Origin of the sequence: Flavonifractor sp. DFI.6.63, from assembly GCF_024462255.1 — a bacterium.
Taxonomy (GTDB): domain Bacteria; phylum Bacillota; class Clostridia; order Oscillospirales; family Oscillospiraceae; genus Lawsonibacter_A; species Lawsonibacter_A hominis.
In genome coordinates, this window is sequence record NZ_JANGBE010000005.1 from 1 (window position 1) to 23,256 (window position 23,256).

22 protein-coding genes are annotated in these 23,256 nt (G+C 56.2%); 16 read left to right on the top strand and 6 right to left on the bottom strand.

The window, feature by feature from the left end; all coding sequences use genetic code 11:
- Positions 1-202: 202 nt before the first annotated feature.
- The 3 genes from NE547_RS03655 to NE547_RS03665 form a co-directional block, all read right to left on the bottom strand.
- The gene (locus tag NE547_RS03655) at positions 203-1,204 is read right to left on the bottom strand and encodes a hypothetical protein (protein ID WP_256174790.1); all 1,002 of its coding nucleotides are present in this window, start codon (positions 1,202-1,204) and stop codon (positions 203-205) included.
- Positions 1,201-1,758: a sigma-70 family RNA polymerase sigma factor gene (locus NE547_RS03660; protein ID WP_256174791.1), complete on the bottom strand. Its 558-nt coding sequence runs from the start codon at positions 1,756-1,758 to the stop codon at positions 1,201-1,203. Before NE547_RS03660 ends, NE547_RS03655 begins: the two co-directional genes overlap by 4 nt.
- A gap of 794 nt (positions 1,759-2,552) precedes the next feature.
- A complete protein-coding gene (locus NE547_RS03665; protein WP_256174792.1) occupies positions 2,553-3,761 on the bottom strand; it encodes an IS110 family transposase in 1,209 nt (402 codons plus the stop codon).
- Between the two features lie 274 nt (positions 3,762-4,035).
- Between NE547_RS03665 and NE547_RS03670 the strand changes: the two genes are divergently transcribed.
- The 14 genes from NE547_RS03670 (at position 4,036) to NE547_RS03735 (ending at position 18,080) form a co-directional block, all read left to right on the top strand.
- Positions 4,036-4,158 (top strand): rubredoxin-like domain-containing protein, encoded by a 123-nt coding sequence (locus tag NE547_RS03670; protein ID WP_305148444.1) that lies wholly within the window; start codon positions 4,036-4,038, stop codon positions 4,156-4,158.
- Between the two features lie 297 nt (positions 4,159-4,455).
- Positions 4,456-6,153 carry an FAD-dependent oxidoreductase gene (locus NE547_RS03675; protein WP_256174793.1) on the top strand — a complete coding sequence of 566 codons (1,698 nt, stop codon included), beginning with the start codon at positions 4,456-4,458 and terminating at the stop codon, positions 6,151-6,153.
- Between the two features lie 352 nt (positions 6,154-6,505).
- On the top strand, positions 6,506-6,745 hold the full coding sequence (locus NE547_RS03680; protein ID WP_186907581.1) for a hypothetical protein: 240 nt from the start codon (positions 6,506-6,508) through the stop codon (positions 6,743-6,745).
- Positions 6,742-7,281, top strand: coding sequence for a CarD family transcriptional regulator (locus NE547_RS03685; protein ID WP_256174794.1), 540 nt, complete (start codon positions 6,742-6,744; stop codon positions 7,279-7,281). Before NE547_RS03680 ends, NE547_RS03685 begins: the two co-directional genes overlap by 4 nt.
- Positions 7,282-7,669: 388 nt before the next feature.
- The gene (locus tag NE547_RS03690) at positions 7,670-7,888 is read left to right on the top strand and encodes a helix-turn-helix domain-containing protein (RefSeq protein WP_186907583.1); all 219 of its coding nucleotides are present in this window, start codon (positions 7,670-7,672) and stop codon (positions 7,886-7,888) included.
- Positions 7,881-10,148, top strand: a complete 2,268-nt coding sequence (locus NE547_RS03695; protein WP_256174795.1) for a DNA internalization-related competence protein ComEC/Rec2 — start codon at positions 7,881-7,883, stop codon at positions 10,146-10,148. The genes NE547_RS03690 and NE547_RS03695 overlap by 8 nt, the downstream gene beginning before the upstream one ends.
- Before the next feature lie 12 nt (positions 10,149-10,160).
- A complete protein-coding gene (holA, locus tag NE547_RS03700; RefSeq protein ID WP_186907584.1) occupies positions 10,161-11,198 on the top strand; it encodes a DNA polymerase III subunit delta in 1,038 nt (345 codons plus the stop codon).
- 3 nt (positions 11,199-11,201) lie between these two features.
- Positions 11,202-11,822, top strand: coding sequence for a toprim domain-containing protein (locus tag NE547_RS03705; protein ID WP_186907585.1), 621 nt, complete (start codon positions 11,202-11,204; stop codon positions 11,820-11,822).
- Positions 11,823-11,872: 50 nt separating this feature from the next.
- Positions 11,873-12,001 carry a helix-turn-helix transcriptional regulator gene (locus NE547_RS03710; RefSeq protein ID WP_186907586.1) on the top strand — a complete coding sequence of 43 codons (129 nt, stop codon included), beginning with the start codon at positions 11,873-11,875 and terminating at the stop codon, positions 11,999-12,001.
- Between the two features lie 205 nt (positions 12,002-12,206).
- Positions 12,207-12,899: a response regulator transcription factor gene (locus NE547_RS03715; RefSeq protein WP_186907587.1), complete on the top strand. Its 693-nt coding sequence runs from the start codon at positions 12,207-12,209 to the stop codon at positions 12,897-12,899.
- Positions 12,896-13,927: a sensor histidine kinase KdpD gene (locus NE547_RS03720; protein ID WP_256174796.1), complete on the top strand. Its 1,032-nt coding sequence runs from the start codon at positions 12,896-12,898 to the stop codon at positions 13,925-13,927. Before NE547_RS03715 ends, NE547_RS03720 begins: the two co-directional genes overlap by 4 nt.
- 177 nt (positions 13,928-14,104) lie before the next feature.
- Positions 14,105-14,770, top strand: coding sequence for an ABC transporter ATP-binding protein (locus NE547_RS03725; protein WP_186907589.1), 666 nt, complete (start codon positions 14,105-14,107; stop codon positions 14,768-14,770).
- A gap of 14 nt (positions 14,771-14,784) precedes the next feature.
- Positions 14,785-17,169: an ABC transporter permease gene (locus NE547_RS03730; RefSeq protein WP_256174797.1), complete on the top strand. Its 2,385-nt coding sequence runs from the start codon at positions 14,785-14,787 to the stop codon at positions 17,167-17,169.
- Between the two features lie 368 nt (positions 17,170-17,537).
- Positions 17,538-18,080 carry an NADH peroxidase gene (locus NE547_RS03735; RefSeq protein ID WP_256174798.1) on the top strand — a complete coding sequence of 181 codons (543 nt, stop codon included), beginning with the start codon at positions 17,538-17,540 and terminating at the stop codon, positions 18,078-18,080.
- A gap of 93 nt (positions 18,081-18,173) precedes the next feature.
- On the opposite strand, the gene NE547_RS03740 is transcribed toward NE547_RS03735, so the two are convergent.
- Together NE547_RS03740 and NE547_RS03745 are read right to left on the bottom strand one after the other, a co-directional pair.
- Positions 18,174-18,731 (bottom strand): GNAT family N-acetyltransferase, encoded by a 558-nt coding sequence (locus NE547_RS03740; RefSeq protein ID WP_186907593.1) that lies wholly within the window; start codon positions 18,729-18,731, stop codon positions 18,174-18,176.
- Positions 18,728-19,036 (bottom strand): P1 family peptidase, encoded by a 309-nt coding sequence (locus tag NE547_RS03745; protein ID WP_256174799.1) that lies wholly within the window; start codon positions 19,034-19,036, stop codon positions 18,728-18,730. The genes NE547_RS03740 and NE547_RS03745 overlap by 4 nt, the downstream gene beginning before the upstream one ends.
- A gap of 205 nt (positions 19,037-19,241) precedes the next feature.
- Between NE547_RS03745 and NE547_RS03750 the strand changes: the two genes are divergently transcribed.
- Both NE547_RS03750 and NE547_RS03755 read left to right on the top strand, forming a co-directional pair.
- Entirely contained in the window at positions 19,242-19,925 is a 684-nt protein-coding gene (locus tag NE547_RS03750; protein ID WP_256174800.1) for a helix-turn-helix transcriptional regulator, read from the top strand.
- A gap of 160 nt (positions 19,926-20,085) precedes the next feature.
- On the top strand, positions 20,086-22,593 hold the full coding sequence (locus NE547_RS03755) for an ATP-dependent helicase (protein ID WP_186907597.1): 2,508 nt from the start codon (positions 20,086-20,088) through the stop codon (positions 22,591-22,593).
- 19 nt (positions 22,594-22,612) lie between these two features.
- Here NE547_RS03755 and NE547_RS03760 read toward each other — a convergent pair whose 3' ends face one another.
- Positions 22,613-23,242: an HAD family phosphatase gene (locus NE547_RS03760; protein ID WP_186907598.1), complete on the bottom strand. Its 630-nt coding sequence runs from the start codon at positions 23,240-23,242 to the stop codon at positions 22,613-22,615.
- Positions 23,243-23,256: the final 14 nt, after the last annotated feature.

The window sequence follows — 23,256 nt, forward strand, 5'->3', positions numbered from 1 at the left end:
AATCCTGTGGTACTGACTGCATAATCTTCGTCTCCTTCGTCTTGAATGTTTGATCTCATTCTTGACTCAGTCGAAGATTTTCATACTGTCGGGGAACGTCGATTACACAGAATTTTCGGCGGTCTCCATTTCTATTGAGAATATTATATAAAGTAAGGGCGGAGATTAGTATCCCGCCCTTGCTTTTTTGGCAATTATTCTGTTATTCTCGATTATATTGTATACTCTTTGGTACTTTATAGAGCATTCCTGTGTACACACCGTTGTGATCGCGCTTAATCACGGGGATATACACCTCGTACCCATTAGCAGTGAAATCTCCACGAGTTCCGCCTCTCCAGATGCCATCCTCATCAAATTTCATTTCATCTTGAATGGTAATCCAAGAGGTGCTGGTTTCGAGTTTAACCTTATAAACATCCGTCACCGTCTCAACGCTTTCCTCCACCAGCTCACATTGCTCCAAGGGCAGATTCATATAGTAGTCCATTTCAGCTTCATGCTGCTGCAGGTCTTCTTCGCTGACGGTGGCGGAATATACTCCCACGCCTGACAGATCAACGGAAACCGTACTTTCCTGGGTCCGTCCGTCCTGAAAAGTAGCAATGGCGCTGATTTCAACATTTTGAGGGACCTCACTCATGTCCTTCGCATTTGTGCCCCAGAACAACAGCAAATCATCGGTCATGGTTTCGTCATTGAGTGTAAGCGTATTGCCAACAATGTCAAATTCCGTTCCGTACATCACCAGTCTGTTGTCCGCCCCCACATACATCTTGGAAACATTTTCGCCAATCGCAAGTTTGTCAATGTATTGTTTGGCAAAAAAACCTTCTTCTGTGGTAAACTCGACGCTCTCAATATTGTGTCCCTCATATCTGAGGCCGACACTTACATAAAAATTATCACCGTCAAAATGTCCACCCCATACATCTGACTGGTTTATTAAGTCCGTCTCAATCAATTTGATTGTACCATCATCCATCTCGCCAAGCGCATATGCTTTCACAACAAAGGCGTTAGCAGGATTGGGTATATTAAAAAATGACCCTACTAAGGCTATACATAAGCAAGCAGCCACCAAAGCCCATTTTATCCGTTTGGCTGATTTCCTCTGTACTGTGGCAGACTGCGCTTCTTCAATAATGTTATCGCTGATATTTGTCACGATGTTAAACAGCTTTTTTGATTTATTCTCGCTCATAAATGGATACCCTCCTTTTCCAAAGCAGTTTTGAGGCCAATACGGAGCCGATACATACGCTGGGACATCTTTTCGGGCGTTATGCCCTGTTCGTTTACTAGATCACGGAGCGCCACACCATTCCAGTAACGGCGCACAAACATAATACGATCTGCCTGATCCAGGGAGCGCAGCCAGCGATCGATATGTTCGGTCAATTCTTTTTCTTCGATCTCCTGCCCGACAGTTTGAGAGGATGGAATGCAGTCCTCCAACTCACTCAAAAGCTCCATCATACCCGCATATCGTTTCTGCGTATGATTTTTGTTCCATAGATTGAGTGCGATGTTGCGAACGATTTTACCAAGCCACGGTTTGAATTTGAGAGGACGTTGGGGTGGGATTGCATTCCATACTTGATGGTAGGTATCATTCACGCATTCCTCGGCATCCTCATGAATGGATAAGATATTCTTTGCGACGCCAAAACAAAATGTCCCATATTTGGAGGCTGTTTCAGCAATAGCCTGCTCATTTCTCTGCCAATATAACTCGATGATTTGAGCATCCTCCATCCATATCCTCCTCTCTTCTCTGTGATTTTGAAGGCCCTTCATCTATTAAGACAAGGTTTTGAGGGAAATATTTGCCCAATTCCAAAAAGTTTTTTTAATTATGGCATAGAACATTTTGTATAGCAAGAGGCGAGAGCATCAGCTAAGATGCTCCCGCCTTGTGTGTTAGTCCTGTTTTGTCTTGTACTTTTCCTGTTGTGCTTTCCACTCGGCAAACTCCCGCTGCCCTTCCTCGCTCTCGAAAAACGCCTGTATCTCCGGGAGCAGGACACGGGGCGGAGCGCCCACCTATTGGACTATCTCAGATAAATCGGAACTGCATCGCCTGGGAGGGGAATGCAGCTCGGATTTATAAATTGAAAAAATACAGCTGCAAAAAAGGGTAAAAGGACGGCAGAGGGGGTACGCTTCCCTGGCGCTTTGTCTATATTGCCGCGCCGCCGTGACCGGCGCAGAGCCCGCCCCTCCACAGAAAGCACTGCAAAGGAGACCAAATTAAAGAACGCTCGGAGAAAAGTACCACTTGCGGTTGATTGTTCAAAAAGGAGGGGCTATAATTCAGTTAGCCCCTGCGGCGGCAGGCCCGAGGGACGCACCTTCCGGTGCAATAGGGTGGTCACATGCGTTTCAAGACAGCAAGTATCCAGTTTCAGATCATAAAACTCATAATAAGACCTGCTAAGTTTTGTCAAGGGGGGAAAATCAAAATACTGAAAATAGAAAAATGGCGCGCCTAATCAGGCCGCTGCGCATCTCAAAATGAAACGGCGGCCAACCAGAGCGATATGATAAGGTCAGATCTGTTCTAAAGATTCTAAGTAAGCTTTCACAGTAGCGTAGTAGATCCGCAGGAATTTGTTCGCAGATGCCATCATGTAGACGCGGTAGGGCTTGCCCTCGGTTCGCTTTCTATCCATGAACTGGTAGATCGGTTCATCCGGTGGTGATGTCTGCAAATAGATGCTCATGACAAGGAATAGGGTCCGGCGCAGAGATGATGCACCGACCTTGCTCATGCTCTTGTGCCTGCCGATTACATCGCCGGAGTCGTTGGGCGGGGCATCGATGCCGGCGTAAGCCACAAGGGCTTTCTTAGAGTAAAAACGGCGCACGTCGCCAATCTCGGCCATAAGCTGTGGGCCGAGAGTCGGCCCAATACCAAACATCTCCATGACAACAGGATATTCCGGCAGTTGAGAGGCCAGAGAGTGCATTTCCTGTTTGAGAGCAGCAAGCGCAGCCGAAGTGGTTCTGAGTTGAGATACAGCCTGCTCCACAAGCAGCTTCGTGGTTTCAGCCTTCGGCATGACGCCAATATGCCCGCTGGCTTCATCGTAAATGGCGTGTGCTTTATCCTCGCTGAAGTTGTACCCATGCTTTCGGCACCACCGCTGGTACTTGTTCACGAATGCCTTTTCGGAGCGCTCGCAAACGCACTTGCAATGCCAAAACTCCGCTACGAAATCTACCCACTTCTCGCTTCCATCGGCGCGAGCAGGGCTGTTGAACAGGCGGTTTGCATTTGGGAAAACCGTGTCCAACAAGGAAATCAAATTGTTCTTCAGAACAGTCTGTACCTTGGAATACTGCCGGTACTGACGGTAGCAATTTTTCAGCAACAGCCGAGTGTTTTCCTCCGGAATATATCTTGGCAAGGTAAGCCAGCGGTCAAGGCCATAGTTCGCCAGCTTTACGGCGTCCTTCCGGTCGGTCTTGACACGCCTCAAATCGTTGTTCCCGTAGCTGTGCACCAGCTTTGCATTGACAACGGAAACATATAGTCCAGCATCATGGAGCAGCTGCGCTACCGGCGCATGGTAGTTCCCAGTGGACTCCATGACCACACGAGTCTCACCGTCCAGGCTTTTGAGCAGTTTTGCCAGCTCACTCAGTTCACTGTCGGTGTGATGTACTTCAAAGGGTGAGATGACAACTTCTCCAAAGGGGCGCATGGCGGCCACCATACTTCTTCCTTTGGAAATGTCAATGCCAATAGAGTTCATGTATCTACCTCCAATACGAATTTGCAACCGGAATCCATCTTTTTCTCATTGCCGATTCAATCTATTGGGTGACGCGAACTCTATGGCTCAACCTGCTCAAATCGAACGCCGCAATAAGGGGATGGCTGACAGTCTTAATATCGGACATGAAAGCCCAAGGAGGGATTGGTCAGCCAGTTGCTCCCCTTATTGTAGCTTAGGCAATGATATGGAAAAAGACACGGCTGGCTGCCGTGCCTTAACCCTAAACATATTATAATAGGAGGAAAGGAACATGGAAAAATGGAACTGCTCTGTCTGTGGTTACATCCACGAAGGCCCCCTGCCAGCCGATTTTGTCTGCCCCGTATGCAAACACCCGCAGAGCTACTTTGAGCTGCACAAAGAAAATTATTGATGGGGCGGGAACAGCGCCGCTGCCGGATGCCACGGACGGTATGACCGGCGTTCCGGAGCCCCCGGATTGGCTGCGGGGCAGGAGCGGAGACCCTCTGCTTCAAGTCCGCCGCGGTCCCCCGAAAAGCGGACGGTGAAGTTCGGTTTTCCGGGGAAATAACGTAAGATTACGGTACGGTTGGGCGCGGCCGGACCGGCGGTTTCCGCATTCCGCGGAACAAGCGGCCCGGGACGCGGGGCGGAAAGCGATCAATAAAATTCGGTGAGAAGGAAGCGTTGCCGAAGAAAGGAAACGAGAATGAAGGTTGTCATTGTTGGCGGGGTTGCCGGAGGAGCGACGGCCGCAGCCCGTATCCGCAGATTGGATGAGAACGCGCAGATCGTTGTTTTTGAGCGCTCTGGCTTCGTTTCCTATGCCAACTGCGGCCTGCCCTACTACATCGGCGGCGTCATAACGGACCCGGAGGAGCTGACGCTCCAGACGCCGGAGCGCTTTTGGCAGCGGTTCCGGGTCGACATGCGGGTACGGCATGAGGTGACCGCGCTGCATCCGCAGCGAAAGAGCGTTGCGGTGCGTGATCTGGAGACCGGAAGAGTTTTTGAAGAACGCTATGATAAGCTCCTCCTGTCGCCCGGGGCCCGCCCCACCCAGCCGGAGCTGCCCGGTGTGGGACTGGACAGGCTCTTTACGCTGCGGACCGTGGAGGACACTCTGCGCATCCGGGCGTTCGTGGAGCGGGAGAAGCCCCGCTCCGCAGTCCTGGCGGGCGGCGGATATATCGGCCTGGAGCTGGCGGAAAACCTGCGCGGGCTTGGAATGGACGTGACCATCGTTCAGCGGCCCCAGCAGCTGCTCAACCCCCTGGACTATGATATGGCGGCCTTTGTCCACGCCAAGATGCGGCAGGAGGGCGTTAAGCTGATGCTGGGCCATTCCGTCGCGGGATTCGAGGCGGATCGTAACGGCGTGAAGGTACTGCTCAAGGGAGAAGCGGCGCTGAAGGCCGATCTGGTGATCTTGGCCATCGGCGTTACTCCGGATACCCGCATTGCCAAGGAAGCGGGCCTGGAGCTGGGCGTCAAGGACAGCATCGTGGTGAACGACCGGATGGAGACCTCTGAGCCGGACATCTATGCCGTGGGCGACGCGGTAGAGGTTAAGCACTGCGTCACCGGGGAACAGACGCTGATCTCCCTGGCGGGCCCGGCCAACAAGCAGGGACGCATCGCCGCGGACAATATCTGCGGCGGGCACAGCGTTTACGGCGGCTCCCAGGGCTCCTCGGTCATCAAGGTGTTCGATATGACGGTGGCCACCACCGGCATCAACGAGCGCACGGCGAAAAAGGCCGGGATCGACTGCGATAAGATCTATCTCTCCCCGGCCAGCCACGCCGCGTACTATCCGGGCGGCAGACTCATGACCATGAAGGTGGTTTTTGAGAAAGGAAGCTGCAGGCTGCTGGGCGCGCAGATCGTGGGCTATGAGGGGGTGGATAAGCGGATCGACGTGCTGGCGTCCGCTCTGTATGCCGGGCTGAATGGGGTGCAGCTGAAGGAGCTGGATCTTGCTTACGCGCCGCCCTATTCCTCGGCAAAGGACCCGGTGAACATGGCCGGCTTTATGATCGAAAACATTGCGCAGGGAAACGTCAAACAGTTCCACTGGGAGGAAGCGGACGCGCTCCCCCGGGACGGTTCGGCAATCCTGCTGGACGCCCGGACGCCGGCGGAATATGCCCGTGGGCACCTGGAGGGGTTCCGCAATCTCCCATTGGACGAGCTGCGGGAGCATCTGGAGGAGCTGGAGCGGGACAAGCCGGTCTATGTGGTCTGCCAAAGCGGCCTGCGAAGCTATCTGGCCTGCCGCATCTTGGCTCAGCACGGCGTGGACTGCTGCCACCTCGCCGGCGGCTACCGGCTTTATGAGGTGATCGCCAAAGAGCGCTGCGCCGCAGAGTGCGCATTCCCCTGCGGCATGGAAGGGAATCATTGAGGAAGGAACACACCCGGGGCGTGCCCCGGGTGTGTTCCGGTTTATGGTTGGGACCCGCCGGTATGCGTCCCATCGCCGGGGCGCTTGCCCCCTGAGCAGCGCCGGCCAGCACGCCGGCGAAAGGACGGCTTTGCCAAGGCCCTTGCCCGGGCAGGGCGTGGGGACTGCGGCACAAGCGGACGGAAAGCGGCGGAACGGACGGCCCTAAAATGCGGATATGGGTAAAATAAACAACTTTTAGGCGAGATATTGCTGGACAAAGTGCACGAAAATGAAATTTTCGAAGATTTTTGTTTGCAAGGACATTTTTTAAAATGCTAAAATAAAGAAAACCAAAAGGGAGGTGTCCTGCATGAAGCGAATCAAATATGCCTGCCTGGCGCAGACGATCCATTTTGCCCTGAAGGACGATGTCAGCCATGAGGAGGCGGTGAACCTGGTCAAACGGGAGGCGGAGGCCTACAGGCAGGGGCTGGATCGCCGCAAGATCCGATATAGGGTAGAGGAGGAACTCACCCAGCCTGACGGGTCCATCCTGCTCAGGCTGCGCCGGCAATATAACGCCTATCCCTGCGGGGATTATCTGGCATGAATACAACGGCGCCCTATCCCGTCGGCGCGCTTATCGTCTACGGCGGCAGCGGCGTGTGCAGGGTCATTGGAGTGGGGGTGCCGGAAGGGCAGAGCAAAACGTATTATACCCTTGCGCCCCTGTACGGCACAGAGGTCATTTACGCGCCGGTGGACACCAGGGTATTTCTGCGCCCAGTGCTTACCAAGGAGGAGGCGGACGACCTGATCCGCTCCATGCCTTCTATCCGGGCGGAACGGGTGGAAACAGGCAATTTGCAGCTGCGTTCCCGCCAGTATCAGGCATCCTTCCAAAGTCACGATGCCGCCGACTTGGTCAAACTCATAAAGACCATTCATTGGAGAGACGCGGCAGCCCGGGAGAGCGGAAAGCGCCCCGGGAAGCTGGAAGAAAAGTACCGCAAGCGTGCGGAGGAGCTGCTCTACGGCGAGCTGTCCGCAGCATTGGGGATCTCCCGGGAAACCGTGCCCCAATATATCCGGGGGATGCTGAAGGAAGGAAAGAGCGGGGCGGGCAAAGCGGAGGCGGCGTCTTGAGGACGCCCCCTCCAGCCTGTCGAAAAAGGCCTTTGGCCTTTTTCGACAGAGGGATGCATGACGGACAGGACTCGATTCTTGCAGAAAAGTCGCCCTGTCCGTCATGAGAGGTGTCATTTCCGACGCGCATGTCGCCGGAAATGACGGAGTTTCCTTTCCTTCCATCGTCTGCGGACGACTCAACTCTGCGAGGCTCTTCTCCAGGAAGGTTTTTCGACAGTCTGAGGCGGCGTCTTGAGGATGCCGCCTCTCTTTCGTGCGCTCAGACCGGGGGATCTGCCGTACCGGATTGCAGAACAGGGTGAAATGAGGTATAATTACATTCAAATGGTAGCAGAACGACGAAGGGATGCTACAATTTAGTAGCATTTCTTTGAGGTGTTGCCTTATGCATTTTGGACGGCTGGAGGATCTGCGGGTCGACCACGACAAGACCCAAATCGAAATCGCCCAATATCTGAATCTGAATCGGGAAGTCTACCGCCGCTATGAGAAGGGCATCCGGGAGATCCCAGTGTGGGCCCTGCTCAAACTGGCCGACTTCTATCAGACCAGCACCGACTATATCCTGGGGCGCACGGACCATCCCTCGCCGCCCCATGCGTAAGCTGTGTGCCTTCGCCGGGCCCTTTTCGGCGGCGGTCTTTGCGGCGTTGTTTCTCCTCCCGGAGCGTTTCTGGCTCCCAGTGGGGCTTTGCTGCGGGCTGGGGGCGCTGGCGGGGATGTTTTTCCGGGGGGACGGACGGCTGCGCTGCATTCTGACCGCCCTGGGCCTGTCGGCGGGACTGCTCTGGCTGTGCGCCTATACCGCCCTGTTTCACACGGGGGCCGAAGCCCTGGCGGGAAGCGAGGAGACGGTGGAAGCGGTGGCAGCGGACTGGCCCCGGGAAACTGCCTACGGCTGCTCAGTGGCGGTGCGGGTCTGCCCGGAGGAGGGCGGAAGCGTCAAGACCCAGCTCTACCTGGCTGCCGGGAAGGACGGGAGCCTTCCCGCGCTGCGTCCCGGAGACCGGCTGACCTTCTCCGGCCGCTTCCGGCTGGCGGATACCGTGGCCGGGGAGGAGAGCGAGTACTACCACGCCAGAGGGATCACCCTCATCGCCTATGCCGACGGCGGGGCGACCGCCGTAATCCGGCCGGAACGGATCCCGCCCCGGTACTGGCCCGCCTGGATCGCCAAGGCCCTGAAGGACAGCGTCCGGCGCTGTTTTCCGGACAGCGCCGCGCCTCTGGCCGCCGCCCTGATCACCGGCGACCGTTCCGGCCTGCCGGGGGCGCTGTACTCCGCGCTGCGCCGTTCCGGCATTGCCCATGTGGTGGCGGTCTCGGGATTGCACGTATCCGTCCTGTCCGGGCTGCTTGCCGTCCTGCTGGGGCGGCGCAGGCACTCCGCTGTGGCGGGGATTCTTTTGGTCTTCTTTTTTGCGGCGGTGGCCGGAAACAGCCCCTCGGTGCTGCGGGCGGCCTTTATGCAGTCTATGCTGCTGCTGGCCCCTCTGCTGGGCCGGGAGAACGACACGCCTACGTCGCTGTGTGCCATTTTGCTGCTGCTGTTGGTGCACAACCCCTACGCCGCGGCCAGCGTATCCCTGCAGCTGTCCTTCGCCGCCGTGGCGGGCATCTGCCTGTTTACCGGCAGGCTCTGGGAGCGTTGGGACGGGAAGCTTCCGCGGAAGGGACTGGGGGGCAAGGCGCTGCGCTTTGCCGCGGCCAGCCTGGCCACCACCCTGGGCGCCGTCGTGTTCACTACGCCGCTCTCGGCGTACTACTTCGGCTCGCTCTCTTTGATCGCCCCTGTGACCAATCTGCTTACCCTCTGGGCGGTATCCGGCGCGTTTTTGGGTGCCCTGGCCGTGGCGCTTTTGGGGCTGCTGTTTCCCGCGGCGGCGGCGCTGGCGGCCTGGGCGGCGGCGCTGCCGGTCTGGTATCTTCAGAAGATGGCCGAACTGCTCTCCAGACTCCCCTTCGCGTCGGTGGGGACCGACTCGATCTACCTGCGGCTGTGGCTGCTGCTGGGATACGCCCTGCTGCTGCTCTGGCTGTTCTGGCGGGGGGAACAAAAGCGGATGCTGCTGCCGGTGGGCGCAGGCGGGCTCTGCCTGTGCGCGGCGCTGCTGCTTACCGCAGCCTCCCGTACCTCCGGCCGCCTGAGCGTCTCGGTGCTGGACGTGGGGCAGGGGCAGAGCGTGGTCCTCTACTCCCAGGGGCGCTGTGCGCTGGTGGACTGCGGCGGCAGCGGCCTCAGCGATCCCGGCGACACGGCGGCGGACTACCTGCAATCCCTGGGGACGGCCCGGCTGGACCTGCTGGTGCTCACCCACTATCACACGGACCATGCCTGCGGCGTGCCCCAGCTGCTGGAGCGGCTGGAGGTGGAGCGCCTGCTCCTGCCCGACGTGGAGCCGGAGGAGCCTTTGCGCCGGGAGATCGAAGCGGCGGCGCAGGCGCACGGGGTGGAGCTTGTCTATCTCACACAGGACGCCCATGTCACCCTGGGCGGAGCGTCCCTGCGTGTCTACGCGCCGCTGGGCGACGGGGGCGCCAACGAGGAGGGATTGTCCGTGCTGTGTACGGCGGGGGCGTTCGACGCCCTCATCACCGGCGATATGAACGCCGCGGTGGAGCGCCGCCTGATCAAATACGGGGCGCTGCCCGATCTTGAGCTACTGGTGGCGGGACACCACGGCTCCAAATACGCCACCTCGGAGGAGCTGCTGCTGGCCACGACGCCGGAGCGCGCGGTCCTCTCCGTGGGATACAATACGTATGGCCATCCGGCGGACGAGACGCTGGAGCGCCTGGCCGCCGCCGGGTGTGAGATCTACCGCACCGACTGGATGGGAACGGTGCGCATTACCGCAGAGTAAGGAGAAAATGATATGCCGCCAAGAGGAAAGCCGGATAAGGCCGCCTATCAAAAGCTGAAAAAGGACCTGAAGGAGGGGACGCTGGGCTCCCTTTACGTCTTCCATGGGGAGGAGGTCTATCTCCGGGATTATTACCTGGGAGAGATGAAGCAGAAGCTTTTGCCGCCGGGAATGGAGGAGTTCAATCTTCATACGCTCAGCGGAAAGGAATTTGACGTGAAGGTTCTGGAGCAGCTGGTGGACTGCCTGCCCATGATGAGCCGGCGCACCCTGATCGTGGTCAGCGACTACGATCTTTACAAGGGGGACAAGGAAGCGCTGGCCGCCCTGCTGAGCGATCTGCCGGAGTATGTCTGCCTGGTCTTCGTCTACGACCTGATCGAATACAAGGCCGACGCCCGCACCAAGCTGGCGGGCGTGCTGAAGGAAAAGGGCAGCGTGGTAGGCTTCCAGCGGCAGGAGCAGGGGGATCTGATCGACTGGATCTCCCGCCGCTTCCGGGCCCTGGAGCATGACATCAGCACCGAGGACGCCAAGTATCTCCTGTTCCTGTGCGGGGATCTGATGAATACCCTGATCTCCGAGATCGGAAAGGTGGGCGCTTACGCCAGGGGGCGGCGGGTCACCCGGGCGGATATCGACGCGGTGGCTACCCCACAGCTGGACGCGGTGGTCTTTCAGATGACCGACGCCATCGCTGCGGGGAACTTCGACAAGGCCGCCTCGGTACTGGGAGACCTGCTGCACCTGCAGGAGGCGCCGATCAAACTGCTGGCGGTGCTGGGCCGGCAGCTGCGGCAGCTCTATTCCGCCCGGCTGGCCATCGAGGAGAAGAAGGGGGCCAGTTACCTGATGGAGCTGTGGGGCATGCGCTCGGCTTATCCGGCGGAAAAGCTGATGCAGTCGGCCCGGCGCTTCTCCCTGCCCTGGTGCCGCCGGGCGGTGATCCGCTGCGGAGAGACCGATCTGGCCATGAAATCCACCGGCGCCGATGGGGAGGAGCTGCTGATCTCCCTGCTGATGGAGCTGGCGGTCAAAAAAGGAGCGTAGCCGGTGCTGAAGATCAAAGAGGCCATCGTGGTGGAGGGCCGGTATGATAAGAATACCTTGTCCCAGCTGGTGGACGGCGTGATTTTGGAGACGTCGGGCTTCGGCATTTTCAAGGATGAGGAGCGTCTGGCGCTGCTGCGCCGGCTGGCCGGGCAGCGGGGGATCATCGTGCTCACCGACTCGGACGGCGCGGGGTTCGTCATCCGCAATTTTTTGAAAGGCGCGCTCCCGGCCGGGCAGGTCAAGCACGCGTATATCCCCGACCAGTACGGCAAGGAACGCCGCAAACGCGCACCGGGGAAGGCGGGCAAGCTCGGGGTGGAGGGCATGCGTCCCGAGGTGCTGGAGCGGGCCCTGCGCCGGGCGGGCGCCACCGTTTTGGAGGAAGGGAAGGGGGAGGCGCGGAGGCAGCCTCGACGGGAGATCACCAAGGCCGATCTGTTCGCTCTGGGGCTCTCCGGCGCGCCGGGGGCGACCCAGCGGCGGCAGGCGCTGCTGCGGTCGCTTGCGCTGCCGGAACATCTGAGCGCCAACGCCTTGCTGCCGGTGCTCAACGCGCTGTATTCTTACGAGGAATTCGCATCCGCAACCGCCGGTTGCGAATCTTCCGGCCACGCTTGGTAGCGTGCAACCGGACGCTTTGGTACGCTGGATCCGGAAAGAAGGGCGATGCAATGTCGTTGGGAGAACGCATACAGTCCTGCCGCAAAAGGAGCGGCCGATCACAGGAACAGCTGGCCGAGCATCTGGGCGTATCCCGCCAGGCGGTGTCCAAGTGGGAACGCGGAGTTTCCCATAGTTAAAGACACCACACCGGATAGAACAACACCACGCTTATACATTATTCGCTATAATAAAACGCAAGGGCAGCAACTGCTGTCCGTTTGCCTTTACGAATTTGCGGTAAGCAGAGAAAAAATGTGTAATCAGGGATATATTTTGTCCGCTGTAACGTTTCGCGGACATTTGCCTGTTATGCTATCTGCAAAAAGCAAAGGAAGTGAGGATATGAAGCAGATTTTAATTGTCGAGGACGACAGTTTTTTGAATAAGATGTTGGCCTATAACCTGACCGCAGACGGCTACGGCGTGACTTCTGCCCTAAATGCCAGAACCGCAGCCGAAGCCATCCGCCAGCGGGAATTTAATCTGGTGCTGCTGGACATCAACCTGCCGGACGGGAACGGTTTTGAGTTGTGCAAGCTGATAAAGCCCCGGCACCCGGACACCATTGTGATTTTCCTGACCGCCAACGATCAGGAGAGCGATCAGATACGGGGCTATGAGGTGGGCGCGGTGGACTACATCACAAAGCCTTTTGTGATCGGGGCCTTGCAGCGGAAAATCAAAGCTATGTTTGCCATGCTGGAACGCCACAAACCGGCCAAGGACATTTACAACGACGGGCGGCTGTTTCTGGACTTCTCGGAGCAGACGGCTTCCTTAAATGGCAAGCCCCTGACCCTATCCCCGATGGAATACAAAATGATGAACCTGTTCCGTAAAAATCCCCGGCAAGTGCTGACCCGTGGGCAGCTTTTGGAAAAGCTGTGGGATATAGACGAGAAGTTTGTGGACGAACACACCCTGACCACCTCCATCAGCCGGATTCGCAGCAAGATCGAATCCGACGGCGGAGTGCCCTACATCAAGACCGTCTACGGCATGGGCTATCAATGGACGGGAGGCGAGGCAAAATGAAGTTTAAGAACCTCTCGGTAAAGCGGCTGTTTGGCCGGGTGGCACTGGGGCTTGTCCTCTCCATGTCCGGGATCACCATAGCCCTGTTTCTTGTGACAAAACAGACGGCGGTGCTGTTGACTGGCGGAGCGCTGCTGCTGTGCGCCCTTGTGGGGATTTTTGTACTGACGCAGGCGTTTGGAAAGCGGCTGTCGCAGTTCACCGCTGATCTGTGCCAGACCTTAGACCACATGATCGCCGGGAATGAAGCGCCCCAGCGCCCAGAGGACAGCGAAACCCAGCTTGCCAGAATCGGACACCGGCTGGCAAGGCTTTATCAGATCATGCAGGAAAACCGCCGCCGGGTGGATGAGGAACGGCAGGAATTACAGACCCTTGTATCGGATATTTCCCATCAGGTGAAAACGCCGGTAAGCAATCTGAAAATGGCGACGGACACCCTGCTGGAAAAGCCCATGACCGAGGCGGAGCGCACCGACTTTATCCGGGGAATCCGCAGCCAGACGGATAAGCTGGACTTTCTCTTTCAGGCCCTTGTGAAAACCTCCCGGCTGGAAACGGGCGTGATCCAGTTGGATAAGAAACCGGGCCGCCTCTTTGATACCGTGGCGCAGGCCATGAGTGGGATCGTGTATGCAGCCGAGAAAAAGGAAATCGCCGTATCCGTGAACTGCCCGGAGGATTTGACCGTTTCCCATGACAGCAAGTGGACATCCGAAGCCCTCTTTAACCTGCTGGACAATGCGGTGAAGTACACCCCGGCGGGCGGGGGAATCACGGTGTCGGTGGTGCTGTGGGAAATGTATGTGGAGATCAAAGTGGCCGACACCGGCAAGGGCATTTCCGAGAGCAACCAGGCCGCCATCTTCCGGCGTTTCTATCGTGAGGAAGAAGTCCACGAACAGCAGGGCGTGGGCATTGGCCTGTATCTGGCCCGCGAGATCGTAACGCGGCAGGGCGGCTATATCAAAGTGGTTTCGGAGCCGGGCAAGGGTTCGGAATTTTCCATTATGCTGCCTATAAAATAGAACGCGGCGGACGGCCATTTCCGGCTGCCCGCCGTAATTTTTTTTGAAATGTCCGAGCGTTGTAACATTTCACCCCGATTTTCAATGAAATTTTTTGGCCGCTGTAACATTTTGCGGACATTTGGGTTTTACAATACCCTTATCAACAGGCAGAAAGCCTTGAAAGGAGTTTTGAGTATGAGCATTTTACAGACCATCGACCTGAAAAAGTATTACGGCACAGAGCCAAACATTACCCGCGCCCTTGACGGTGTGAACTTCGACCTGGAGGACGGCGAGTTTGTGGCCGTTGTGGGAACCTCCGGCAGCGGCAAGTCCACCCTGCTTCACATGATGGGCGGGCTGGACACCCCTACTTCCGGCAATGTCATTGTTCGAGACAAAGAACTGTCGAAAATGAACGACGAACAGCTCACCATCTTCCGCCGCCGCAATATCGGCTTTATCTTCCAGAACTACAACCTTGTTCCCATCCTGAATGTGTATGAGAACATCGTCCTGCCGGTGGAGCTGGACGGGGACACGGTGGATCAGAAGTTTTTGGATGAGATCGTTCACCTGCTGGGGCTGGAAGATAAACTGAAAAATATGCCGAACAATCTTTCCGGCGGCCAGCAGCAGCGTGTGGCGATTGCCCGCGCCCTGATTACCAAACCGGCTATCGTGCTGGCCGACGAGCCGACCGGCAACCTTGACAGCAAGACCAGCGCCGAGGTGCTGGGGCTTATCAAGCGCACCAGTGCGGAGTTCCGGCAAACTGTTGTAATGATTACCCACAACAACGACATAGCCCGCCTTGCAGATCGGATTGTCCGCATTGAGGACGGAAAGATTGTGGAGTAAGGAGGTGGCAGGCGATGACATGGCCTTTTGAAAATGATACCAGTGCCGTTGTAAAGCGCCTTTCAAATAGAAATATAGCAGCAAACCGAAAAAGAAATATATTTATTGTTTTGACAGTTGCACTTGCGAGTGCATTACTATCCGCCATTGTCCTTTATGGGTTTGGAGTGCCGCAGCAAACACAAAACCTCAACAAAAAAACAGCACAGATTGTATATCACGCTATTTCTGAACAACAGGGACAGGAGCTGTATAGCCAAGAAAAAATTGCGTGGGTTGGGGAATTTTCTAACGCATTTTCTGAACAGGTTAATCATTCAACCGTTAATTTTACTTATGCAAATGCAGCGATGCTAAAATCGCAAAGTATGTCTTATTCAGGGAACTTACCAACTGCGGAAGATGAAATTTTAGTACAGGAATCCTTTTTGGATAGTTTGGGCTATTCAAACGAATTGGGACAGACAATCAAAATTCCATTTTCCGACGGTACTACCCATGATTTCAAATTAACGGGAATCTTAAATGTGAAAACAGGCGATATTGGGCGCTATACAGCCATCATATCGAAAAAACTGGTAGAGCAGCAGTACGGAAATCATACAGTGATGGATTATTATATCGGCTTAAAGGATGCTCAAAATATGAGCGAAAAAGAAGCCGCCAGCTATGCAAACACCCTTGCACAACAATTAAAAATCTCCGAGGATAATATTATCGTCCGTTCCACATATTTCAACTTAAAGGACGAAAATCGTGGAAGTGATATGCTGTTCTATTTCTTGATCGGCTTTATAACTTTCGTTGGCTCCGGCATTGTTATCTATTCGATTTTTTATATTTCAGTAGCAAGCAATATCCGTAATTACGGGCAGCTTCGCACTATCGGAACAACAAAACGGCAAATCAAAAAGATTGTTTATCGAGAGGGGAAATCACTTGCTGCCATTGCTATTCCTATTGGTTTGGTTATTGGAAATGTGATTGGTTATTTTCTGGTTCCCGCTGGCTGGTACTGGCTGACTACTTTATGTGTGACGGTCGGGGTTGGATTTTTTGCTTTTATTATTGTGATGATTTCAATTCGTACACCTGTAAAAAAAGCTGCGTCAGTATCTCCGATGGAAGCACTTCGATATTCAGATTATAAAGGAACGATTAAAGAAAGTTCAGCGCTGCACCGTAAAATAACACCTGCGTCACTTGCTAAAATGAATCTGTCCAGACAAAAGACAAAATCCATTTTAACAATACTTTCTCTTTCACTTGGAGGAGTATTAGTCGTACTGATTTCGACAATGTTAATTTCTTATGATGGCGTTGCAGAGGCACGATATAGAGATTTTCCCGTCGGTGAATTTAACATTCAACTCAATGCAAATCAATCGTGGGACACCGCCGATGTTTCTTTGGCTGGATTACAGCAAAAGGATTTGCTAAATACCGATTTAGTAAATGCAATAGAATCTATTGATGGCGTTACAGGAACCAAGCGCTGGTACTACACGGACGCAGAATATCGTGTAAATGGTTATGATAACGACTGGATTTACGGATTTGCCAAAGAAGATGTTTCTGCATTGGAGGAAAACTTAATTGCTGGAACCGTTGATTATGATGAATTGGTATCACAAAATGGCATAATTCTCATAAATCATACAGCGGAAAACTTATCGTTATCCGCTCAACTCGGTAATGTTGTAGAGATTGATTTTCTAACAAAGTCAGGACAGACGATAACCAATCACTATACGATTATGGGAATTGTCAGCAATTTCAGTCACCCGGCGTTTAATATGTGTTTTGCTATGCCGATGGAGCTTATGAATGAAGCGTGCGAAATAGATTGTTCTGGAGCTGTATCGGTAATAACTGAAACGGATAAATCTGATACGATTGAAGCTTCATTAAATCAACTGATAGACGGAACTGGCGATCTGGTTATGGATACCATAGAAGAAAGTATAAGTTATTATAGTAGAAATCAACAACTTCCCTTTGGAGCATTGCTGATCGTAGCGATTATTGTCGTGTGTTTTTCTTTAATTAACCTTGTTAATACGACAATTACAAATTTCCTATCTCGAAGGCAGGAAAATGGGATGTTGCAGGCGATTGGTTTGAGCAAAAAACAACTTATCAGAATGTTGTGTTATGAAGGAATGATTTATTCAGTCTTTGCTACGCTTGTAACGTTGATTTTAGGGGCTGGACTTGGTTTCCTATGCGTACAGGCTGTTGTGAAAACGATGAATCCGTACTTCTATTATTCATTCCCGTGGCTGGTTGTATTGATATATTTAGCGATTTTACTGATTGTGCAGTTTATCTTGATTTCCTATACAACTGGAAATTTGAAAAAGCAATCTCTTGTTGAACAGATTAGAACAACGGAATGACCTTTTGAAATCAGCGGGGCGGCGTGTGCTGCCCCGCTTTTTCCGCCATTTCTCAAAGAAATTTTTGAAATGTCCGAGCTTTGTAACAATTCAGCCTGTTTTTTATCAAAACCAGGTTGCCCCGGACACTTGTGTAACATTTATACTGTATGATAAAGGTAGATCAGATAATAAATATCTGCCCGGCGGCGAACGCTCCGGCCGCCGTTTGACCTCATAAAAATTTTTCCAGGAATTCGAAAAAAACACTTGACGAACAGAGTGGCCTGTGGTATCTTATAAACAGAAATGATAATCATTACTGATTATCAGATTCAAAAATGATTTGTAATATGTAGAATAAGAAAATTTGTAGGAGGTAACGTATTATGAAAAAGTGGGTTTGCTCTGTCTGCGGTTACGTACATGAAGGCGACACCCCCCCTGATTTCTGCCCGATCTGCAAGGCTCCCAAGGAGAAGTTCATCCTTCAGGGCGGCGATCATTCCTGGGCTGCCGAGCATGTGGTCGGCGTAGCCAAGGGCGCGCCCGAAGAGATCCTCCAGGGCCTGCGTGAGAATTTCCAGGGCGAGTGCTCCGAGGTCGGTATGTACCTGGCCATGGCCCGTGTGGCCCATCGCGAGGGCTATCCCGAGATCGGCCTGTACTGGGAGAAGGCCGCCTATGAGGAGGCCGAGCACGCCGCCAAGTTTGCAGAGCTGCTGGGCGAGGTGGTCACCGATTCCACCAAGAAGAACCTGGAGATGCGTGTGGACGCCGAGAACGGCGCCACCGAGGGCAAGTTCCAGCTGGCCAAAAAGGCCAAGGAGCTGAACCTGGACGCCATTCACGATACCGTACATGAAATGGCAAGGGATGAGGCCCGCCACGGCAAGGCTTTTGAGGGCCTGCTGAAGCGTTACTTCGGCTGATTTGACCTGGAGATGAGGGCGGAGCGTAAGCTCCGCCCTCATTTCTTTGTACCAATAGAGCGGAGGGACGGAAAATCCGCCCCTCCGCTGCCGTTAAAGCGCATCCTCGTTCAGACGTACCATGTGAATATGATCTTCCCAGACGCCGTTGATGTTCAGGTAACGCCGGGAGAGGCCCTCCCGGACGAAGCCCGCCTTTTCGGCCGCCCGCAGGGAGGCCGGGTTCCTGGGCATGATGTTGGCCTCCACCCGGTGCAGGCCCAGATTGCGGAAGGCCCAGGCCGTGGCATACCGGATGGCCTCGGAGCCATAGCCGCGGTTCCAGAGGGTGCGGTCGATCTTATAGGAGAGAAAACAGGATTGGAAGGCGCCCCGGACGATTTCGTTGAACCCGAGCATCCCAACGACCTTGCCGGGGTGGCGGGGCTGGACCAGCAGGAAGCGGTACGCCCGGTCACACTCCGCCCAGGAGCGCTCCAGCTCCAGACGCGCCCGCTGTCCCGGCTCAGTGAAGAATTCCTCTTCCGGGACAGGATCAAAGGGGGCGAAGGCGGCGCGGTTGCGGCGGTAAAAGGCGGCCGCCGGTGCGGACAGGGACGGCTCCACCGCCCGGAAGCCCAGGCGGGGCGAGCGAAATACATAAGAATTCATCTGCGTTCCTCCGGCGTCCAGAGATCGGTGAGCGCGGTAACGGTGTTCCCCTGCCAGCCGACGGTGGTATGGGCGGTGAGGAGACTGTTGAGCACCGCTTCCTCGGCGCATTCGGCGGCGGGCAGCTTGTGGACGAAGGGATTTTCCGGGCAGGGGAGCAGGATGGTCACTCCGGTCTTGTGTTCCGGCGTGTCCACGGTGCAGTGGCCCACCGTCACGCCGGGCACGTCGGTGATTTTATTTCGTGGCCCTGCGGGGAGCCGCCCTATGGTCAGCCCCCAGTCGCGGGCGCGCTTGCGCGTCATGACGTCGCCTCCTAAACATGGCGTTGGCTATGCTTATCAGCCGCAGAACGGCTTGGTTTCTCCGCGACATTATAGCACAGCGGCTTAGAAAGAGGAATAGAAATAAAAATCTTGTTTTCATAAAAGGAAAAGGTGGCGCCGCAACAAATCATTGCTTGACCGTTTGCGGCGGTCTGTGCGATGATATCCACGAGGTGATCGATTCATGTCAATTCATAATAACCTTCGCCAACTGCGGCTGTACAGCGGCATGACACAGGAACAGGCGGCAGGAAAGCTGGGCGTTGCCCGTCAGACCTTATCCAGCTACGAATCAGGGCGGACCAGGCCGGATATTGATATGTTTGTACGTCTGTGCGATATATATGAAACGGATTTGGACGGAATGATATACGGGCAAAATCGCACGCTGAAAGCGGTGCAGCGAGTGAAAAAGACGGCTGTGCTGATTTTGATCCTGCTGATCGGGCTGACGCTGGTCAGTTCGTCCTTGCTTTGGAGCGCCAATCACTTTTTCCCGGTTGCAGAAGGGTGGCTGACGTCGGCGGAGCAAGCGGTGTTCGAATCCCATCGCCGGTTGACCGGGGCGTGGGAAGCCGCCGATAAAACCATCCTGGCGCTCTCCCTTTTGGGGTTTGCCGCCTTGCTGATGTTTATGCTGACCGGAAAGTGTGTCGTGCCCTTGAAGCAAAAAATACTATATATGATGGTTTTAGCGGCCGGAATTCTGCTGGCTCCTCTGCCCTTTGCCGTCACAGACGCCGTGTTTTTGAAAATAGATTATTATATGACGCCAACCTATGTCATTGGCCGTATGCTGCTCTTTTTTGGAGTCGGCCTGATCATAGAACTGGTGCGGAAACGGAAAAGGCGTGTTTCCGGAGCATGAAGCAGGAAGCGCGTCTTTCGGCGCGGCTGTTTTCGGGGCCAAACGGAAAAGATTCCTGCCGGGTGGTTGACCTTGCCCCCGCTTTCGGATAAAATAAGGATACACGAAAAGAGCCGTCCACGGGTTGGGCGGCTCCTGCATTGCTTGAAGGAGCGTATCCATGCTGACAAGAGAAGAAGAACTGCGCTTTTGCAAAGCGCGCCGGGCAGCCATCGAACTGGATTTCCAGAACCTGAATCCGGAGCAGCGCCGCGCCGCGCTGTGTACCGAGGGGCCGCTGCTGCTGCTGGCGGGCGCGGGAAGCGGCAAGACCACGGTGCTCATCCACCGCATCGCAAACCTGATGAAATACGGCCGCGGGTCGGATTCGGACGAGGTGCCCGCTTGGGTGCAGCGGGCCGACCTGGACGTTCTGGAGCAGTACGTGCGCGCCCCGCGTCCGGAGCAGAAGCAGGAGCAGGAGCGGCTGTGCCGCCTGGACCCCGCGGTCCCCTGGTCCATCATCGCCATTACCTTTACCAACAAGGCGGCCGGAGAACTGAAGGAGCGGCTGGAGCGCCTGCTGGGCCCGCAGGCCAACGACATTTGGGCCAGTACGTTCCACTCGGCCTGTGTGCGCATCCTCCGGCGGGACATCGAGCGTCTGGGCTTCCGGAGCGGCTTTACCATCTACGACAGCGCCGACTCCGAGCGTGTGGTGAAGGATATCCTCAAGGAGTTCGGCTTGGACGACAAGACCTTCCCGCCCAAGTCTGTTCTGGGCTATATCTCCCGCGCCAAGGACGCCATGAAGCTGGGCGCGGACTACCTCCGGGAATGCGAAAAGAGCGGGGATTTCCGTCTGGTGAAGATCGCCAGGATCTATGCGGAGTACGAACGGCGGCTGCGGGACGCCAACGCCCTGGACTTTGACGATATCATTCTCCATACCGTGCGGTTGCTGAAGCAGTTTGACGACGTGCGGGCCTATTATCAGAAAAAGTTCCGCTATGTGCTCATCGATGAATACCAGGACACCAATCACCTCCAGTACCAGCTGGCCTCCGCGCTGGCGGGGGGGTATGAGAACATCTGTGTGGTGGGAGACGACGACCAGTCCATCTACCGCTTCCGGGGCGCTACCATCGAGAATATCCTCTCCTTTGAACATCAGTACAAGGGGGCGCGGGTCATCCGCCTGGAGCAGAATTACCGCTCCACAAAGAATATCCTGGAGGCGTCCAACGCCGTCATCCGCAATAACCAGGGCCGGAAGGGAAAGGAGCTGTGGACCGAGCACGGCGCGGGCGATAAGGTGATGTGCTATACCGCCATGAACGAGCACGACGAGGCCCAGTACGTGGCGGCTCAGATCCTGACAGGCTTCTCCGGCGGGCGGGCGTGGAAGGATCACGCGGTGCTCTACCGGATGAACGCCCAGTCCAACCAGCTGGAGCAGGCCTTCAAGCGCAACGGGATCCCTTACCGCATCATCGGGGGCATCCGCTTTTTCGACCGGGCGGAGGTCAAGGACATGCTGGCCTACCTGTGCGTGGTCAATAACCCGGACGACGATCTGCGCCTGGGGCGCATCATCAACAATCCGCCCCGGGGGATCGGCGCCACTACGGTGGAGCGGGCCCAGACCATCGCACAGCAGGAGGGGCGCTCCCTGTGGCAGGTGGTCAGCCGCCCCGGGGATTATCCCGAACTGCAGAAGGCGGCGGCCAAGCTGGCCCAGTTTGCCGAGCTGATCGGGGCGCTGCGGCGGCGCTGCGCCGAGCTCCCGCTGCCCGATTTTTACGAAGAACTGGCGGCGCGTACCGGCTACGCGGCGATGCTGGAGCAGAAGAATACGATAGAGGACCGCACCCGCCTGGAAAACGTCCACGAGGTGCTCTCCTCCATCCAGAATTACCTGGAGAATACCCAGGAGGAACCTTCCCTGGCGGGCTTTTTGGACGAGATCGCCCTTTACACCGACTTGGACAGCCACGACGCCGGCGAGGACTGCGTGGTGATGATGACCATGCACTCGGCCAAGGGACTGGAGTTCCCAGTGGTCTTTGTGGTGGGCGTGGAAGAGGGCATCTTCCCCGGTATCCGGGCCATCGGGGAGGCGGAGGAGATGGAGGAGGAGCGGCGCCTGTGCTACGTGGCCATGACGCGGGCCAAGGAAAAGCTGTACATGACCTGTGCCAGCCAGCGCATGCTCTTCGGGCGCACCAACGCCAACCGGCCTTCCCGCTTTTTGGGGGAGATCCCGCCGGAATACCTGGAGCGCTCCGGCCGGAGCCTTTACGGCGGGCACAGGGAAGAGGAGCAGGGCGGCGGACAGACCCCCGAGCGGGAGCAGCGCGCCTTCCAGCGGCCCGCCCGCGTCCGGCGGACCTATGACCGGGGCTATTCGATGGGCAGCCCGTATGGCGGCAGCTCCGGCGGCGGGGCGGCGGAACGCTCCGCGCCGGACTGGAAGAGCCCGGCGGCGGGTGCGGCCGCGCCGAAGGCGGCCCTGCCCGGGTTTCGGAAAGGGGATACGGTGTTCCATCGCGCCTTCGGCAAGGGGCTGGTCACCGGCCTGACCCCCATGGGGGGCGACGCCCTCATCGAGATCGCCTTCGACAGCGTGGGCACCAAAAAGCTCATGCTGAAGTCTGCCGCCCAGTACATGAGCCGGGACGAGGGATAACGCACCGGCAGGGGAGAACTCACCCGAGCAACTCGGTAAAGCTTTTGAGATACCCGTCGCAGCTGCGCCGCAGCTGCTGTTCGTAGGACGCGTAAAAGGGGTCGTATACCGCTACCACGGTCAGGCCCGCGGCCTTCGCGGCGGCGCAGGCGGCGGGGGAGTCTTCGTAGAGGGTGCACTCGGACGCCTGGACCCCCAGCCGCTCCAGAGCCATACGGAATGCCCGGGGGTCCCGTTTTTCCACCCCAAGCTCCTCCACATAGACCACCGCGCGGAAGTATCCGGTCAATCCATGCCGCTCCAGGGCGGCTTGACAGAAGCGCGGAACGCAGGCGGTGACCAGGGCCATGTCCTCGCCGCGTCCGGCGCAGCGCTCCAAAAATCCCGCAGCGCCGGGCTTCATGGGGATCTGGTGGGCGTAGGCCTGCCAGCCAAGCTCCAGCCATTCCGCCATGATGGCCTGGGGGGTCAGGTCCAGATGATAGAAATCCTTCGTGATCTGCGCGGCGATGGGGAAAATTGAGTGGCCCATCTGCTCACTGTATTCCCGGGTGGGGGAGAGCCCGCGGCGGGCGAGGAAGGCCCGGTCGATCTCTTCCCATACGCCGTTGGAATCCACCAGGGTGCCGTCAAAATCAAATAAACGCATAGCCGCCTCCTGTA